Source organism: Roseixanthobacter glucoisosaccharinicivorans (assembly GCF_043195095.2).
Classification (GTDB): domain Bacteria; phylum Pseudomonadota; class Alphaproteobacteria; order Rhizobiales; family Xanthobacteraceae; genus NCEH01.
Map to the genome: position 1 here is coordinate 4,497,438 of NZ_CM195538.1, position 14,724 is coordinate 4,512,161.

Genomic DNA, 14,724 nt, shown 5'->3' on the forward strand with positions numbered 1-14,724 from the left:
TTATCATGTGCGCGCCGTAGAGGAATGCGCGTCGCGCCGGCAACCCGGCGCGCGGCGAGCGGCCATAGGAGACGAGCCCGGGGATGGTGAAGCGTGCCTACCGAATCGTGATGGATGCGGTGTGGACCTTCGTCGCCGACGACGGCTGGGCCATCGCCAGCCATATCGCCCTGTCGATCCTCATGTCGCTGTTCCCGTTCCTGATCTTCGTCACCGCGCTGGCCGGATTTCTGGATCTGCGGCCGCTCGCCAACGAGACCATCCAGCTCATCCTCGACACCTGGCCGCAGCAGGTGGCGGCGCCCATCGCCCAGGAAATCCGCAGCGTGGTGAGCCACGTGCGCACCGATGTCATCACCTTCGGCGTGGTGCTGGCGCTGTATTTCTCCTCCAACGGCATCGAGAGCCTGCGCATCGGCCTCAACCGCGCCTATCAGGTGAAAGAGGCGCGCTCCTGGTACCGGCTGCGGCTGGAATCCATCGTGTTCGTGGTGATCGGCGCCGCCGGCATGCTGGCGCTCTCGTTCCTGGTGGTGCTGGGGCCGCTGATCTGGCGCACGGTGCTCTATCATGTGCCGGCGCTCCAGCCGCTGAGCGGCATCGTCACCGCCGCCCGCTTCGGCGCCACCACCATCATCCTCATTATCGGCCTGCTGGTGGCGCATCTCTGGCTGCCGGCCGGGCACCGCTCGCTGCGGGAGGTGACGCCGGGCATCGTCATGACGCTGACGCTCTGGCTGGTGGCGGCCACCGTGTTCGGCATCTATCTCGCCGAATTCCCGGCCAATTACGTCACCACCTATGCCGGGCTCGCCTCGGTGATGATCGCGCTGGTTTTCCTCTACCTCACCGCCACCATCTTCGTGTTCGGCGGCGAGTTCAACGCCGCCATCGCCCGCGCCCGGGCAGCGCGCCATCTCGCACGCCAGAACGCCGCCTCCCGCGAACAGATGGTGATGGACCTGTGAGGCCGGAGGACGCACTCGCCCCTCCGGTTCCCCCGCCGGACGGGCGTCAGTCCCCCACGGCGCTGGCGTTGCAGCGCGGCGTGCTGCGCCATTTCGCGGCGATGGGGCTGATCGGCATTCCCGAATTCTGCCTCGCCTCGGGCCGGCGGGCGGACATCGCCGCACTCGATCTCAAGGGCGAGGTGAGCATCGTCGAGATCAAGTCCAGCGTCGCCGACTTCCGCGCCGACACCAAATGGCCCGAGTACCGGCGCCATTGCGACCGGCTCTATTTCGCGGTGACGGTGGAGTTTCCGCTGGAGCTGCTTCCCCCGGACGTCGGCATCCTGGTGGGGGATGCGTTCGGCGCGGCGGTGATCCGCCCGGCGCCGGCCCATCCCCTGCCGGCTGCGACCCGCAAGGCGCTGCTGATCCGCCTCGCCCGCGCAGGGGCAGGCCGCCTCGCCGCCCTGCACGATCCCGAGCTGAGGGGCATGGGCGACCTTTAGGACCGATCGCCAGTCATGGCTTGACGCTGTTCAGAAGAGATCGTCATGCACGGGCTTGTCCCGTGCATCCACGCGGCACCGCTGGTACCGGCTTTTCAAGGCCCGCACGTTCGGCCCGGCGTGGATGGCCGGGACGCGCCCGGCCATGACAATCGGTGAAAGAAAGACAGTCGCGCGCACCAGACCGCATGCACCCGGCGTCAGGCGCCGCGATGCGGCACCGCACCGCCGAGGTCGATCGGTCCTAGCGCCTTTCATCGTTTTACGGAAATGATGAAATGCTCTAACCCATTGCGTTATGGCATTTTCTTTACGCGAACCGGTGTCCGCTTCGCTCGAACATGCTTTAGGCGCCGAACCCGCGCTATTTGCCCGCCGCGTCGATGCGCGCGAACAAGGTGGCCGGCGCCACCGGCGCGTCCCAGCGCTGGAGCACCGTGCCGTCGATCCCGACGAGAATCACCTGGAAAGCGCCCTGCGCCACGCCGAAGCGCTGCCGCTGGTCGTCCGTGAGGTCGTCCAGTTCGATCACCACGAGGTCGCGCGCGAGCACGCCCGCCACCGCCGCCTTCAGGCTTTGCGCCTGCGCGGCAAGCTCCGGGGAGTGGCTGTCCGGCGCGACGATGAACACCGCCGGCGCGCGCCCGCGATAGGTATCAAGCGTCTGCGCCCGCACGGCGCAGGGCACCTGGAGCGCCACCGTGAGGGCGAACGCAAGGGCCAGGCGAACGAGGGTGGGTCCTGCCATGCCGCCGGAAGTCCGCTTCGTCGATGAGGGTGCGCCGTCCCGCGGGCACGGGGCGGACGGATCGCGGGAACCCGCGCCGGAAGCCGAAACGCCGAAAGCCGGCGCCGGTTCCCGCTTATTGCAACCGTAGAGTCAGATTGCAACCAAAGGCCGCATCACCGCGGTGCGCGCTTGGCCAGGATACGCTGCAACGTGCGACGGTGCATTGACAGCCGGCGGGCGGTCTCCGAAACGTTCCGGCCGCACAATTCGTAGACCCGCTGGATATGTTCCCAGCGGACCCGGTCGGCGGACATGGGATTTTCCGGCGGCGAGGGCTTGTGATCGGCATTGGCCATCAGCGCCGCGACGATATCGTCGGCGTCGGCCGGCTTGGCGAGATAATCCACCGCGCCGAGCTTCACCGCCGTCACCGCCGTGGCGATGTTGCCGTAGCCGGTGAGCACGATGGCGCGCGCGCCCGGGCTCTTCTTCTTCAGCGCCGAGATCACGTCGAGCCCGGTGCCGTCGCCGAGCCGCATGTCCACCACGGCATAGGCCGGGGCGCCGCTCTCCACCAAGGCCAGGCCCTCGGCCACGCTCTCGGCGGTGGACACCTCGAAGCCGCGCGCCTCGAGCGCACGCGCCAGGCGCTGGAGAAACGAGCGATCGTCATCGACGATCAGGACGGAGCGCGGGCCCTCGATCTCGGGCAAGGTGGGTTCAGGCATCATCTCGTTTACCTCTTGGGCGCCTGTTCTTCCAGCGGCGCCTGTTCCGGCCGGGGTGACCTTGCGGCCGCCTCAGCCCGGCTTGGCTTCAGCATAGGGGGCGGGAGATGGGTTTGTCCCGCCGTCGTCGGGGTCCATCTCAATGGTGTTGCGCAGCCAGGAGATCTTCACCTCGGCGCCACGGCCCGGCATCGCCCGGTTTTCCACCACCAGCGCGGCGCCGGTGCGCTCCAGCAGCGTCTTGGCGATGAAGAAGCCGAGGCCGAGCCCGCTTTCCTCCTCGCTGTTCTGGCGATCGCGGGCGCGGCTGGTCACATAAGGCTGGCCGATGCGGTCGCTCACCTCGGGCGAGAAGCCGGGTCCGTCGTCGCGCACCAGGATTTCCATCCGGGTGGTGGTCCAGCGCGCCTCGATCTCCACCCGCGCGGTTGCGAAGTCCACCGCATTCTCCACCAAGTTTCCCAACCCATAGATGAGGCCGGGATTGCGCGCCAGTACCGGCTCGGCGCTGCGATCCTCGGGCAGGGTCACGGAAATGAAGATGCCGAAGTCCCGGTGCGGGCCCACCACTTCCTCCAGCAGGAGCGACAGCGGCATGCGGTCGAACGGCGCGTCGCCCGAGCCGAGCGAGGTCAGGGTCTGGAGAATGTCGCGGCAGCGCTGCACCTGATCGCGCAGCAGGGCGATGTCCTCGGCCATGGGATGGTCGGGCGCGGTGCCGCGCGCCATCTCCTTCACCACCAGGGCGATGGTGGCGAGCGGGGTGCCGAGCTCATGGGCGGCGGCGGCGGCGAGGCCGTCCAGCTGGGAGAGATGCTGTTCGCGCGCCAGGACAAGCTCGGTGGCCGCGAGCGCGTCGGCGAGTTCGCGCGCCTCCTCGGTCACCCGCCAGGAATGCAGGCCGATGAAGCCGATCGACACCGCGATGGAGACCCAGGTCCCCGCCAGGTACAGGTCCGGCAAGGCCGGAGCATCCGGGCCGGACCAGGGCAGCGGCTGGTGCCACAGCCCCACCGCCCCCGCGCATCCCATGGCCAGCACGCCCAGCGCCACCGTGGTGCTCCAGGACAAGGCGGTGGCGGAAATGGTCACCGGCGCCAGATAGAGCAGGGCGAAGGGATTGTTCAGCCCGCCCGTCAGATAGAGCAGGGCGGTGAGCTGGAGCACGTCATAGGCGAGCAGCGGGCCGGCGGCGGCATCCTCCAAACGGCGGGCGATCGGGAACCGAACCCGCAGCAGAAGGTTAACCAATGCGGAAAGCGACACCACCAATAGGCAAGAGATGAGCGGAACCGGAAATCCCAGCAGGCCATGGACCACCAACAGGGCCAGAACCTGCCCGGCCACCGCCAGCCAGCGCAGACGAATCAGCGTGTCGAGCCGAAGTCCGAATGATCTTCCGTAGGGGAAGGTCGCAGATCCGTATTGCATGCCGGGTTCTCTTTAAGGCGTCAGGATATCGTTAGGCTGGCGCAAGCATAATGGTGGATGACATGGGTCAACCGTTTAGTAGACCTTTTGTCGAGATTGACCGCTCGAAAACCCGGCCACACTCTCCTGCGATAAGAAAGAACGTGAGGGACGACCATGGCTATCGGTGAATTTGGCGGCGCCGCGCGCCAGCCAACCGCGAACGGAAGCAGTCTGTCCGCGCCTTTGTACTGGATGTACGAGATGACGCATGCGGCGCTCAACCCCTCGCGGGCGCTTGCCGATGCCAGCCGCATGTTCTTCGCCAATCCCATGAATCCCGCGTCCCACACCACCGCCGGCAAGTCCATGGCGGCGGGCTTCGAACTGTTCGAGCGCACCACCCGCCGCTACGGAAAGCCGGAATGGGGGATCACCCATACCACGGTCAGCGGCATGAAGGTGCCGGTCCATATCAACCCGGTGTGGAGCCGCCCGTTCTGCCGGCTGCTGCATTTCTCGCGCGCGTTCGAATATCCCCCGCGCCGGCCCCAGCCCAAGCTGGTGATCGTGGCGCCCATGTCCGGCCATTACGCCACCTTGCTGCGCGGCACGGTGGAAGCCTTCCTGCCCACCCATGACGTCTACATCACCGACTGGACCGACGCCAAAATGGTGCCGCTCGCCGAGGGCCGCTTCGGCCTCGACGATTACGTGGATTATCTGATCTCCATCTTCCGCAGCTTCGGTGGAGACTGCCACGTGCTCGCGGTGTGCCAGCCGGCGGTGCCGGTGCTGATGGCGGTCTCGCGCATGGAAGCGGAGCAGGACCCCAACGCGCCGCGCTCCATGATCCTGATGGGCGGCCCCATCGACACCCGCGAGGCGCCCACCGCCGTGAACCGGCTGGCCATGGACAAGGGCATCGAATTCTTTCGCCGCAATGTCATCACCACCGTGCCGTGGGCCCATCCCGGCGCCATGCGGCAGGTGTATCCGGGGTTCCTCCAGCTCACCGGCTTCATGAGCATGAACCTCGATCGCCACGTGAAGGCCCATTACAACCTGTTCCAGGACCTCGTGAAGGGCGACGGCGAGCCGGCCGACAAGCATCGCGAGTTCTATGACGAATATCTCGCCGTCATGGACCTCTCGGCCGACTTCTATCTTGAAACGGTTGAAAAGGGCTTCATCACCCACGCCCTGCCCAAGGGCGAGATGACCCATCACGGCCATCTGGTTCGGCCGGAAGCGGTGCGCAGTGTCGCGCTGATGACGGTGGAAGGCGAGAAGGACGACATCTCCGGCGTCGGCCAGACATTCGCCGCCCATCGCCTGTGCGCCAACATTCCGGAAGACAAGCGCGCCCATTATCTTCAGCCCGGCGTCGGCCATTACGGCGTGTTCAACGGCTCGCGCTTCCGCTCGGAGATCGCGCCGCGCATTTCCGACTTCATCATGAACCAGGAGCGCCCCCGCACCGACGCGCACCCCGCGACCGGCCCGCGCGCCAGTGCCGATAATGTAACGCAGCTGTTCCCGAGCTGAAGCCGGCCCCGACCAGGGTCATGGCCGGGCCCGTCCCGGCCATGCACGCCGCGCCGACCCCGCCGGTCTTGAAAGGCTGGCACCAGCGGCGCCGCGTGGATGCACGGGACAAGCCCGTGCATGACGATAGGCTCATGCAGGCGATGACGCCCTTGCACGGGCGTCAAGCCATTATTGTCGATCGGTCCTAGGGCGGGGCGGGAGTCGGCACTCTTTGGCCAATTGGGCTTTTCCCCCGGGGTGATGCGGCTGGGGGGTAGCGTTTCGGCGGCGAATCTTTTCAGATTCGGCGGTAAGCTTGTCCCTGGCCGCTCCTGGCCCACCCAATCGTCGGAATGCCATGCTCTTTCGCAGGCAGGATACATCGCCGGCGGCGCGGCGCGGCGCCGAATGGATCGACCTTCTGGTGGATGGGGAACCCGTGCGGGTCAGCGTCCGGCGGCATCCCACCGCGCGCCGGCTCACCTTGCGGGTGCGCACCGTCTCGCGCGACGTCACCCTTACCGCCCCGCCCCATGTGCCGCTTTCGGCCGCCAACGCCTTCGTGCAGCGCCATCTCGACTGGGTGCGCACGCGCCTCGTGCGGCTGCCGCAGCGCGTGCCGTTCGCGCCCGGCGAGATCATTCCCGTGCGCGGCACGCCCCATCGCATCGTCCATCGCGAGAGCCTGCGCGGCACCTGCTCGGTGGAGATCGACCCGCAAGACGGCATGCACCTGCTGTGCGTGTCCGGCGACCTGCCCCACATCGCGCGCCGCATCGCCGATTATCTGAAGCGCCAGGCGCGCGCGGACCTGACCGCCGCCGTGCGCCGCCACGCCGCCGCGCTTCAGGTGGAGATCGGCGCGCTCACGCTGCGCGACACGGCGAGCCGATGGGGCTCATGCGCTGCTTCGGGCGACCTGTCGTTTTCCTGGCGGCTGATCTTCGCCCCGCCCCATGTGCTGGATTATCTCGCCGCCCACGAGGTGGCGCACCGGCTGGAAATGAACCACGGCCCGCGCTTCTGGCGCGCCGTGGAGCGTGTTTTCCCCGAGCGGAAGATCGCGGAAGCCTGGCTGCGCGCCAACGGCGCCGGCCTGCACAGCTACGGCGCCGAATAGCTCCGGCCGTTGAAGCCTCAGCGCTTGCGGCCGGAGAGCGAGAACGCGCCCGCGCCGGAGACGAAATAGAACATGGTGCCGCCAACGATGGCCACGTTCTTAAGGAAATGGATCTGCTGGCCCATGGCGGCGGCAGGGTCCGCCACATCCCAGAAGCGATGCGCGATCAAGCCGGTCAGCAGCACGAAGCCGCCGGTAAGGAACGCGGTCAAGCGCGGCACCACGCCCAGCACCAGAAGGATCGGCAGGCCGATCTCCGTGGTGGCGGCGGCGATCGCCATCAGATCCGGCGCGGGCAGGCCGAGCCCGGCGAAATATTGCGCGGTTCCGCCAAGGTTGGTGGCCTTGCGAATGCCCGAGGGCAGAAGCAGCGCGGCCATCAGCAGGCGGCCCACCAGCAATGCGAGATCGTCGATACGGTTCATGAGTGCCCCTCCGGCATGTCAGGATATGGGCTCTCTTTGGGCCGCGCATCCGGCACAAGGCAACACGGCCGCGCTCACGATGCGGTGACACCGCGCCCGCGTCGCTAGTCCGGCGTGTGCTGTCGACGAATCGTGAACATCAGATGAGCCGCGAGCGGCAGGAACACCGAAATTCCGGCGAAGCGGAACAGGTGATGCGCGCTCATGAAGGCCGGGTCGTAGCCCATGGCGAAGCCGAGCACGGTCATGGTCTCCAGCGCGCCGGGCGAAAATGCCGTGATGAGCTTGCCGGGATCGTCATGGGTCAGGTGCGCCGCCAGCAGCGCGCAGGCCACCGACACCACCAGCGCCACCGCGAACGCGCCGAGCGAGGCGAACAGGCACGAGCGCAAGGTCGCCCGGTCGGTGCCCTGGAACCGCATGCCCACGCCCGCGCCCAGCACCACATAGCTCGGAATCAGCAGGATCGGCGGCACGAAGGCATGCGACAGGCCGAAGGCGTGCAGCAGCGCGCTCCCGGTCATGGCGCCCACCAGCATGCCGCCGGGCACCCGCAGCCGGTTGAACGCCACCCCGGTCGCCAGGCTCACCGCCAGCAGGATCGCCACGTCCGGCAAGGACGAAAGCGGCGCCGCCGCCGGCGCGCCGGCGGGATGGCCGACCCGGCCCATCACATGGGGCAGGGCCGCCACCAGCAGGAACAGCCGCATCGCCTGGGAAAAGGCCACCTTGCGCATGTCGGCCGGCGTGGTCGCGGCCATGGCCACCACCGTGCTGAGCGCGCCCGGCGCGGAGGCATAGAAGGCCGATTGGGCATCCCACCGCGCCACCCGCACCAGGAACGCCATGCTGCCGGCCATCACCCCGACCACGCTGACCGCGAGCAAAGCCATGGAAATCGGCCAGGTGGCGGCATGGGTCAGCATATCCGGCGACATGGCGGTGCCCATGGAGGCGCCGAGCACCAGGAAGCCCATGAACCGCACCGGCGTCGGCACGGCCAGCCGCGCGCCGCACAAGGCGAGCGCCGTGGTGACGATCAGCGCGCCCGACATCCAGGCGGCCGGCATGCCCATGCGGAAGAAGGCCAGCCCCCCGAGCGCGCCGCTGGCGAGGGTGAAAAGGCTCGCCACCAGGACACCCCGGCGCGAGGGGAAAGTGAGGGTCATGAGATCGGCCTGAACGCTTCACCGGCCCGGGGGGCGGGCCTCCAGCCAGCGCACCAGCCGGTCGGCGGCGGTACGCAGCTGCGCTTCGCCGCGGGCATAGCACAGGCGCATGAAGCCTTCACCACCTATGCCGAAGGCGGTGCCGGGGGCGAGGCCCACATTCGCCTCGTCCACCAGCCGCAGGCCGAGCGTGCGCACGTCGCGTTCCCCTTCGATGCCGAAGAACAGATAGAAGGCGCCGTCCGGCTTCACGAGATCGACCTTTCCGGTGGCCAGCAGCGCGTCGGCCACCAGGTCGCGGCCGTGGCGGGCGCGGGCGATTTGCGCGGCGACGAACGGCTCGCCCTGCGTCAGCGCCGCCACCGCGCCGCGCTGCATGAAGGCGGCGACGCCGGAGGTGGAATATTGGATCAGGTTCTCGATCACCTGCCCGAGCGCCGCCGGCGCCTCGATCCAGCCGATGCGCCAGCCGGTCATGGCCCAGTTCTTCGAGAAGGTCTGCACGAACAGGATGTGATCGTCCGCGTCCATCACGTCGTGGAACGAGGGCGAACGCGCGCCTTCCCCATAATGGAAGCGGCCGTAGATCTCGTCGGCGACGATCCACAGGCCATGCTTGCGGGCGAGCGCCAGCACGGCTTTGAGATCCTCCAGCGAGGCGACGAAGCCGGTGGGGTTGGCGGGCGAATTGAGGAAGATGGCGCGGGTGCGCGGCGTCACCGCCTGTGCCAGCCGCTCATGATCCAGCGCGAAGCCGCCCGGCCCATAGGCAAACGGCACATAGACCGGGTGCGCGCCGGCCTTCAGCGCCGCCGCCGCCGCATTGGGCCAGGTGGGCGAGGGGATGATCACCTCGTCGCCCGCTCCGAGCGCCAGCGCGAAGGCGATCTGGATCGCCTGCATGCCCGAGCCGGTGACGAAAAAGCGCTCGGGATCGCAGGGCACGTCATAGAGGCCGGCGATATAATCGGCGATCGCCGCGCGCAGATCCGGCAGGCCGCGTTGCCAGGTGTAGAAGGTTTCGCCCGCGTGCAGCGCCTGCGCCGCGGCCTCGCAGATGAAGGCGGGGGTCTGGATATCCCCCTCGCCGGCCCACATGGGCACGATGCCCTCGCGGTTGCGCCCGTAATTCATCACTTCCACGATGCCGCTCTCCGGCAGGGCGCGCACATGGGCGCGCACCGCGTCCAGCAGGGGATCGGCGGCGGAAACGCCCGAGGGAGCGACGGACGCGGAGGCGGAGGCGGGTGCGGTCATGAGGGGACAGCCTGGGCAGAAGCCTTTGGGCGCGACGGCGCGGTGGGACGCTCGCCGCGTGAAGCGCGCGGGCAAGCGCGGCGACCATACTCATGTTCGCCCGTGAGCACCCATCAAATGGCGTGACACATCAATCAGCATTCTTGATGCGTGATTTGCATTCTTGCAAATGGCCTTTGCATGGCGACCCCCTATTCCGGGCTGCCTCGCAAGCTTAAGTCGAAGGCCTTACCGGGCTTGAGGCCCGGCTCCTCCATCGGGTGATGCCATGAGCTATAAGATTGATCAGGCCGCTTTGGACACTCTGTTCCTGAAGGCGCGCTCGCAGAACGGCTGGACCGACCAGAAGGTGAGCGAAGCCGAGCTGCGCGCGCTCTACGATCTCGCCATCTATGGCCCGACCTCGGCCAACACCCAGCCCGCGCGCATCCTGTTCCTGGCGTCCGAGGAAGCCAAGGCGCGCTTGAAGCCGGCGCTGATGGAAGGCAATCTCAAGGCGCTCGCCGCGCCGGTCATCGCCATCATCGCCTATGACCTGGAATTCTACGAGAAGATCCCCCAGCTGTTCCCCCATGCGCCGGGCTTCAAGGATCTGTTCGTGAACAATCCCGCTATGGTCGAACCTCACGCTTTCCGCAACTCCGCGCTGCAAGGCGCCTATTTCATGCTCGCCGCCCGCGCGGTGGGGCTGGACGTCGGCCCCATGTCCGGCTTCGACGCCGCCAAGCTGGATGCGGAATTCTTCCCGGACGGCAAGGTGAAGACCAATTTCATCACCGCCCTCGGCCATGGCGACCCGGCGAAGGTCATGCCCCGCCTGCCGCGCCTGCCCTTCGAGGAAGGTGCGAAGATCCTCTGAGGCACGCCCGGCCGACCGGTCGATCGTCCCCACGCTCGCGGGGGGCGCCTGTCACCAGGCGCCTCTCGCCGCAGACCGCGCGTTCACCGAACTTCGGCGCGCGGAATTCGGCCGAAACGGCCGTTTCATCGCCCGAAAACGCGGCGTGATCGCCTGCGAATCCGCCGTTCGTCTGCGCCGCCCGAATGTTTCACGTGAAACATTCTGAGGAAAACACAGGGTTTGCGGGGCCTTCTGCCGGGTCCGCCCCCCGTTGCCCCAGCTTGGGGCGGAATTTTCGTTTCAATCCCCGCCGATAATCTCGCGCACCAGATCGTCCAGGTTTCCCCCCGCATAGAGATGCCCCGGCAATGCGGCGCGGCGGGCGGCTTCCAGGTCCGTGTCCTTGTCGCCGATGAGGAAGGAGCGGGCCTTATCCACCGGCCATTCTGCGAGCGCACGCAGGATCATGCCGGGATTGGGCTTGCGGTCGAAAGGGTCGAATGCATCGTCCGCGACGCTGCCTTCCGGGTGAAACGGCGCGAGATAGAAGCGGTCCACATGGCCGCCGTGGCGGGACAGTGCTTCCGCCAGCGCTGCGTTGAACGCGTGCGCCTGTTCCAGCGTATACAGCCCGCGTGCGATGCCCGACTGGTTGGTGACCACGAACACCAGATAGCCGGCCGCATTCAGCCGCGCCACCGCTTCCCCCGCGCCCGGCATCAGGCACAGGTCCGCCGGGCGGAAGGCATAGCCGATATCGACGTTCAGCACGCCATCACGATCCAGGAACGCGGCGGGACGCAGGGCTTGCGCCCCCGTCCCGCTTCCTTCGCCCACGCTCAGTCCTGGCCGGGATCGGCGCGGAAGCTTGCCGCCTCGATGCCGGCGACGGCGCAGGCCTCGTCATTGTCCGAGGTGTCGCCGGAAATGCCGACCGCGCCGCAGATGGCGCCCTGCGCATCGCGAATCAGCACGCCGCCCGGCACCGGAATGAGATCGCCCACCACTTCGCCGGCCGCGGCGATGAAGAAGGGCTGCTCCTTGGCGCGGCGGAACAGCGAGCGCGAGCCCATGCCCAGCGCCAGCGCGCCGCGCGCCTTGCCGATGGCGATCTCGCCGCGCTTCAGGCTGGTGCCGTCCTGGGCCGCGAACGCCTTGAGCGCGCCGCGTCCGTCCAGCACCACGATGGCGAGCGGGCTGAGATTCTGAGCCGCTGCCTGGCGCAGCGCCGTGGACAGGATGGTCTGGGCCTGGTCGAGGGTCAAAACCGACATGCGCGTCTCCCGTGCCGCCCCGTGCGACGGCAGGAGGAGTATTACAAGCCCGCGGTCAGGGAAAGCCACCGGGGAAAGACGCCAGCGAAACGCGGGAGGCGGTTGCGCTGGCGCGGTTTTTTGTCGATGGCAGGGGCGGCGCGTGGCAGCATCGCGGCGAGGCGGGAGAGGGCCGGATCATGCATCCCATCACCAACACCAATCCCAAGCGGCAGATCAACGAGCCGGGGCACCGCCGCAAGTTCCTGGTGGTGATCGACGAAACCCCGGAATGCGACCGCGCGGTCTATTACGCCAGCCGCCGCGCCGCGCGCACCGCCGCGGGGGTCGTGATGCTGGGCATCCTGGAACTGGAGGGCGCGCGCCAGCAATGGCTCGGCATCGCCGATTTGATGCGCGCGGAAGCCACCGAGGCCATGCAGGCGCATCTCGACGATTATGCCGCCCGTGCCCGCCAGCTCGCGGGCATCGAGGCGGAAACCGTGATCCGCGAGGGCGGCAAGAGCGCCGCTCTGCTGGACTTGATCGGCGAGGACCGCGACATCGCCATTCTCGTGCTCGCCGCCGGAACCGGATCGGAAGGGCCGGGCCCCCTGGTCGCGGCCGCCGCCGGGCCGCATGCGGCGCGCTTTCCCATTCCCGTCACGATCGTGCCCGGCGCGCTCTCGGACGAGGAGCTGGACGCCCTCGCCTGACGCGGCCGGGGGAACAGCGCCGCGCCGCAAGGCCATAAGGGATGGAACGGGAGGGGACGGGCGTTGGAATTGTTCGAGGCGCGCAGGCCGGCCACGCTGGAGAGCATCTCCTGGATCCGCAAGGCGTTGCGCCGCCAGCTGGCGCAATTGCGCATCGGCGCGGACATCAGCGACGAGGTGGTGCTGGCGCTGGTGGAACTCGCCACCAACACCGTTCAGCACGCCCGCCCGCCGGCGCGCGAAATCGCCGTGCGGGTGCGCCTGGAAGGCATCGTGCTCACCCTCGACCTGGAGGATGACGGCGGCCCGTTCCTCGGCTTCGCGGCAGCCTGGGAGGCGGCGAGCCTCACCCGCATGGCGCCCGATGCCGAATCCGGCCGCGGCCTGCCGCTGGCCCGGCATTTCCTCGACCAGGCGCGCTACCAGCCCGGCCCGCCCAACCGCTTCGTTCTGCGCCGCCAGCTGGCGCGCCGGCGGCCGCAGGTGCTGGTGGTGGAGGACGAGGAAGTTCTTCTTGAGACCTATCTCGGCCTGCTGGAGCCGCATTATCGCGTGATCGCCGCGCGCGACCTGCGCAGCGCCCTGCTGCTGACGCGCGAAACCAAGGTGGACCTGATCCTCACCGATTTCCATCTCGGCGCCGAACCGGGCACCGCGCTCGTGGCGGCGCTTGAGGAAGACCGCGACCGGCCGCCCATCCCCATCGTCATGATCACGGCGGATTCCAGCGTGCGCACCCGCGCCCTGGAGCTTGGCATCGACACCTTCCTCACCAAGCCGGTGACGCCGGAAGCCCTGCTGGAGACCATCCAGCTCGCGCTCACCCGCGCCCTGCGCCAGCGGGTGCGGCTGTTCCGCTATTTCGGCACCACCCTCGGCCAGCTGGTGCAGCCCAACCTGCCGCAGGCGCTCGGCCCGTTCGCCCTGGCGCTGCTGCACGAAACCGCCGACATCGGCGGCGGCGACCTGGTGGTGCACCTGCCCCGGCCGGGGCGCGAGCGCATCGTGATGGTGGATGTGATGGGCCACGGCATAGACGCCAAGGCCGGCGCCATCGCCCATGCCGCCATGGTGCGCGCGCTGGATCTCGACCCCAGCCTCTCGCCCGGGCAATTCCTGGCCCGCTGGTCGGACCTGATCTTTGGCGAGCCGGCCTTCGATGCCGCCATCGCCACCGCCCTGGTGGTGGACCTGCTGGCGGACGGGACGATCGAGATCGCCTCGGCCGGCCATCCCCACCCCATGATCCTCAGCGCCACCTCGGCGCGGGCTGTGGCCTGCGAGGGGCCGCTACTCGGCTTCGCCGACCGGCCGCGCTACGCGGAAACGCGCCTGACGCTCGCCCCCGGGGAACGCCTGCTGCTCGCGACCGACGGGCTGGACCCGGCGGAACTGGCGAGCGGCGGGACCTGCCCGGACTGGCTGGTGGGCGAAGTGCAGAGTCGCGCCGCTTTGCCCCTGCCGGCGGCCGCCGGGCGCACCGCCGCGCGCATCTCGGCCCGCCTCGGTCCCGATCCGCAGGACGATTGGATGCTGATCCTGCTGGAGCGCAGCGACCCCGCCGGCACCGGGATCGCTCCGGCACCGGCGGCTCGCATCCCCGCCGAACCGCACCGCGAGGCCGCCCCACAAACGCTTGATCCGGCCGGCGCTGCGGACCATCGCGCCACCCCCCTCCCCGCAGGCCCGGCGCCCGAACCCGTCCCGCCTCAAGGCGCCGTCGATCTTCCCGCTGTGGCCGACGCGGATGGGCTCGAGCTGTCCGGCGTCGCCGCGCTGCGCAATGCGGTGAGCCCGGCGGCCTTCCAGGGCCTTGCCGAGCGGTTCATGGAGAATGCCGCGCGCCGATTTGAGACCTGGGCCGCGCTGGTCGAGGCGGGGGACGGGGCCGCGCTGCGGCGCGAAGCCCATGCGCTCGCCGGCCTGCTCGGCCAGTTCGGCCTTGCCGGCGCCGCCGACCTGGCCCGCCAGGTGGAACACGCTCCAGACGATGCCGCGCAGCTCGGCCCCGCGCGCGCGCTTTCGCTCCAGGGCCCGCGCCAGCTGGCGCTGCTGAAATCCTGGCTGGAACGGGAACCATAGCCCCGCA

At 68.6% G+C, this 14,724-nt stretch carries 15 protein-coding genes; 7 read left to right on the forward strand and 8 right to left on the reverse strand.

The window, feature by feature from the left end; all coding sequences use genetic code 11:
• The first annotated feature begins 83 nt into the window (after positions 1-83).
• Positions 84-968: a YihY/virulence factor BrkB family protein gene (locus V5F78_RS20825; protein ID WP_394070757.1), complete on the forward strand. Its 885-nt coding sequence runs from the start codon at positions 84-86 to the stop codon at positions 966-968.
• Positions 965-1,456, forward strand: a complete 492-nt coding sequence (locus tag V5F78_RS20830; RefSeq protein ID WP_394070759.1) for an MmcB family DNA repair protein — start codon at positions 965-967, stop codon at positions 1,454-1,456. The genes V5F78_RS20825 and V5F78_RS20830 overlap by 4 nt, the downstream gene beginning before the upstream one ends.
• Positions 1,457-1,820: 364 nt before the next feature.
• On the opposite strand, the gene V5F78_RS20835 is transcribed toward V5F78_RS20830, so the two are convergent.
• The 3 genes from V5F78_RS20835 to V5F78_RS20845 form a co-directional block, all read right to left on the reverse strand.
• Positions 1,821-2,204: a DUF4174 domain-containing protein gene (locus tag V5F78_RS20835; protein WP_394070761.1), complete on the reverse strand. Its 384-nt coding sequence runs from the start codon at positions 2,202-2,204 to the stop codon at positions 1,821-1,823.
• A 155-nt stretch (positions 2,205-2,359) separates the two neighbouring features.
• On the reverse strand, positions 2,360-2,917 hold the full coding sequence (locus tag V5F78_RS20840) for an ActR/PrrA/RegA family redox response regulator transcription factor (protein ID WP_394070763.1): 558 nt from the start codon (positions 2,915-2,917) through the stop codon (positions 2,360-2,362).
• 69 nt (positions 2,918-2,986) lie between these two features.
• A complete protein-coding gene (locus V5F78_RS20845; RefSeq protein ID WP_394070765.1) occupies positions 2,987-4,345 on the reverse strand; it encodes an ActS/PrrB/RegB family redox-sensitive histidine kinase in 1,359 nt (452 codons plus the stop codon).
• 156 nt (positions 4,346-4,501) lie between these two features.
• On the opposite strand from V5F78_RS20845, the gene V5F78_RS20850 reads away from it, so the two are divergent.
• Entirely contained in the window at positions 4,502-5,872 is a 1,371-nt protein-coding gene (locus V5F78_RS20850) for a polyhydroxyalkanoate depolymerase (protein WP_394070767.1), read from the forward strand.
• A 340-nt stretch (positions 5,873-6,212) separates the two neighbouring features.
• Positions 6,213-6,974 carry a M48 family metallopeptidase gene (locus V5F78_RS20855; RefSeq protein WP_394070769.1) on the forward strand — a complete coding sequence of 254 codons (762 nt, stop codon included), beginning with the start codon at positions 6,213-6,215 and terminating at the stop codon, positions 6,972-6,974.
• A 17-nt stretch (positions 6,975-6,991) separates the two neighbouring features.
• On the opposite strand, the gene V5F78_RS20860 is transcribed toward V5F78_RS20855, so the two are convergent.
• The 3 genes from V5F78_RS20860 to V5F78_RS20870 all read right to left on the reverse strand — a co-directional run bounded on the left by V5F78_RS20860 (position 6,992) and on the right by V5F78_RS20870 (position 9,825).
• Positions 6,992-7,399, reverse strand: a complete 408-nt coding sequence (locus V5F78_RS20860) for a DoxX family protein (RefSeq protein WP_394070771.1) — start codon at positions 7,397-7,399, stop codon at positions 6,992-6,994.
• Between the two features lie 104 nt (positions 7,400-7,503).
• On the reverse strand, positions 7,504-8,568 hold the full coding sequence (locus V5F78_RS20865) for an AbrB family protein (protein WP_394070773.1): 1,065 nt from the start codon (positions 8,566-8,568) through the stop codon (positions 7,504-7,506).
• A gap of 18 nt (positions 8,569-8,586) precedes the next feature.
• On the reverse strand, positions 8,587-9,825 hold the full coding sequence (locus V5F78_RS20870; protein WP_394070775.1) for a pyridoxal phosphate-dependent aminotransferase: 1,239 nt from the start codon (positions 9,823-9,825) through the stop codon (positions 8,587-8,589).
• A 268-nt stretch (positions 9,826-10,093) separates the two neighbouring features.
• On the opposite strand from V5F78_RS20870, the gene V5F78_RS20875 reads away from it, so the two are divergent.
• Positions 10,094-10,684, forward strand: a complete 591-nt coding sequence (locus V5F78_RS20875) for a malonic semialdehyde reductase (protein WP_394070777.1) — start codon at positions 10,094-10,096, stop codon at positions 10,682-10,684.
• 282 nt (positions 10,685-10,966) lie between these two features.
• Here the strand turns inward: V5F78_RS20875 and V5F78_RS20880 are convergent, their stop codons facing one another.
• Both V5F78_RS20880 and V5F78_RS20885 read right to left on the reverse strand, forming a co-directional pair.
• Complete coding sequence (locus V5F78_RS20880) at positions 10,967-11,503, reverse strand: D-glycero-alpha-D-manno-heptose-1,7-bisphosphate 7-phosphatase (protein ID WP_394070779.1); 537 nt, start codon at positions 11,501-11,503, stop codon at positions 10,967-10,969.
• A gap of 2 nt (positions 11,504-11,505) precedes the next feature.
• The gene (locus tag V5F78_RS20885) at positions 11,506-11,940 is read right to left on the reverse strand and encodes a GlcG/HbpS family heme-binding protein (RefSeq protein WP_394070781.1); all 435 of its coding nucleotides are present in this window, start codon (positions 11,938-11,940) and stop codon (positions 11,506-11,508) included.
• A 179-nt stretch (positions 11,941-12,119) separates the two neighbouring features.
• Here V5F78_RS20885 and V5F78_RS20890 point away from each other — a divergent pair, with 179 nt between their 5' ends.
• Both V5F78_RS20890 and V5F78_RS20895 read left to right on the forward strand, forming a co-directional pair.
• Positions 12,120-12,635, forward strand: coding sequence for a universal stress protein (locus V5F78_RS20890; RefSeq protein WP_394070783.1), 516 nt, complete (start codon positions 12,120-12,122; stop codon positions 12,633-12,635).
• Between the two features lie 63 nt (positions 12,636-12,698).
• A complete protein-coding gene (locus V5F78_RS20895; RefSeq protein WP_394070785.1) occupies positions 12,699-14,717 on the forward strand; it encodes a SpoIIE family protein phosphatase in 2,019 nt (672 codons plus the stop codon).
• Positions 14,718-14,724: the final 7 nt, after the last annotated feature.

Bases quoted from the DNA above. Each gene is read 5' to 3' on its own strand.
- V5F78_RS20825 (WP_394070757.1), top strand. From the start codon at position 84: ATGGTGAAGCGTGCCTACCGAATCGTGATGGATGCGGTGTGGACCTTC.
- V5F78_RS20835 (WP_394070761.1), bottom strand. From the start codon at position 2,204: ATGGCAGGACCCACCCTCGTTCGCCTGGCCCTTGCGTTCGCCCTCACG.
- V5F78_RS20840 (WP_394070763.1), bottom strand. From the start codon at position 2,917: ATGATGCCTGAACCCACCTTGCCCGAGATCGAGGGCCCGCGCTCCGTC.
- V5F78_RS20845 (WP_394070765.1), bottom strand. From the start codon at position 4,345: ATGCAATACGGATCTGCGACCTTCCCCTACGGAAGATCATTCGGACTT.
- V5F78_RS20850 (WP_394070767.1), top strand. From the start codon at position 4,502: ATGGCTATCGGTGAATTTGGCGGCGCCGCGCGCCAGCCAACCGCGAAC.
- V5F78_RS20855 (WP_394070769.1), top strand. From the start codon at position 6,213: ATGCTCTTTCGCAGGCAGGATACATCGCCGGCGGCGCGGCGCGGCGCC.
- V5F78_RS20860 (WP_394070771.1), bottom strand. From the start codon at position 7,399: ATGAACCGTATCGACGATCTCGCATTGCTGGTGGGCCGCCTGCTGATG.
- V5F78_RS20865 (WP_394070773.1), bottom strand. From the start codon at position 8,568: ATGACCCTCACTTTCCCCTCGCGCCGGGGTGTCCTGGTGGCGAGCCTT.
- V5F78_RS20870 (WP_394070775.1), bottom strand. From the start codon at position 9,825: ATGACCGCACCCGCCTCCGCCTCCGCGTCCGTCGCTCCCTCGGGCGTT.
- V5F78_RS20875 (WP_394070777.1), top strand. From the start codon at position 10,094: ATGAGCTATAAGATTGATCAGGCCGCTTTGGACACTCTGTTCCTGAAG.
- V5F78_RS20885 (WP_394070781.1), bottom strand. From the start codon at position 11,940: ATGTCGGTTTTGACCCTCGACCAGGCCCAGACCATCCTGTCCACGGCG.
- V5F78_RS20890 (WP_394070783.1), top strand. From the start codon at position 12,120: ATGCATCCCATCACCAACACCAATCCCAAGCGGCAGATCAACGAGCCG.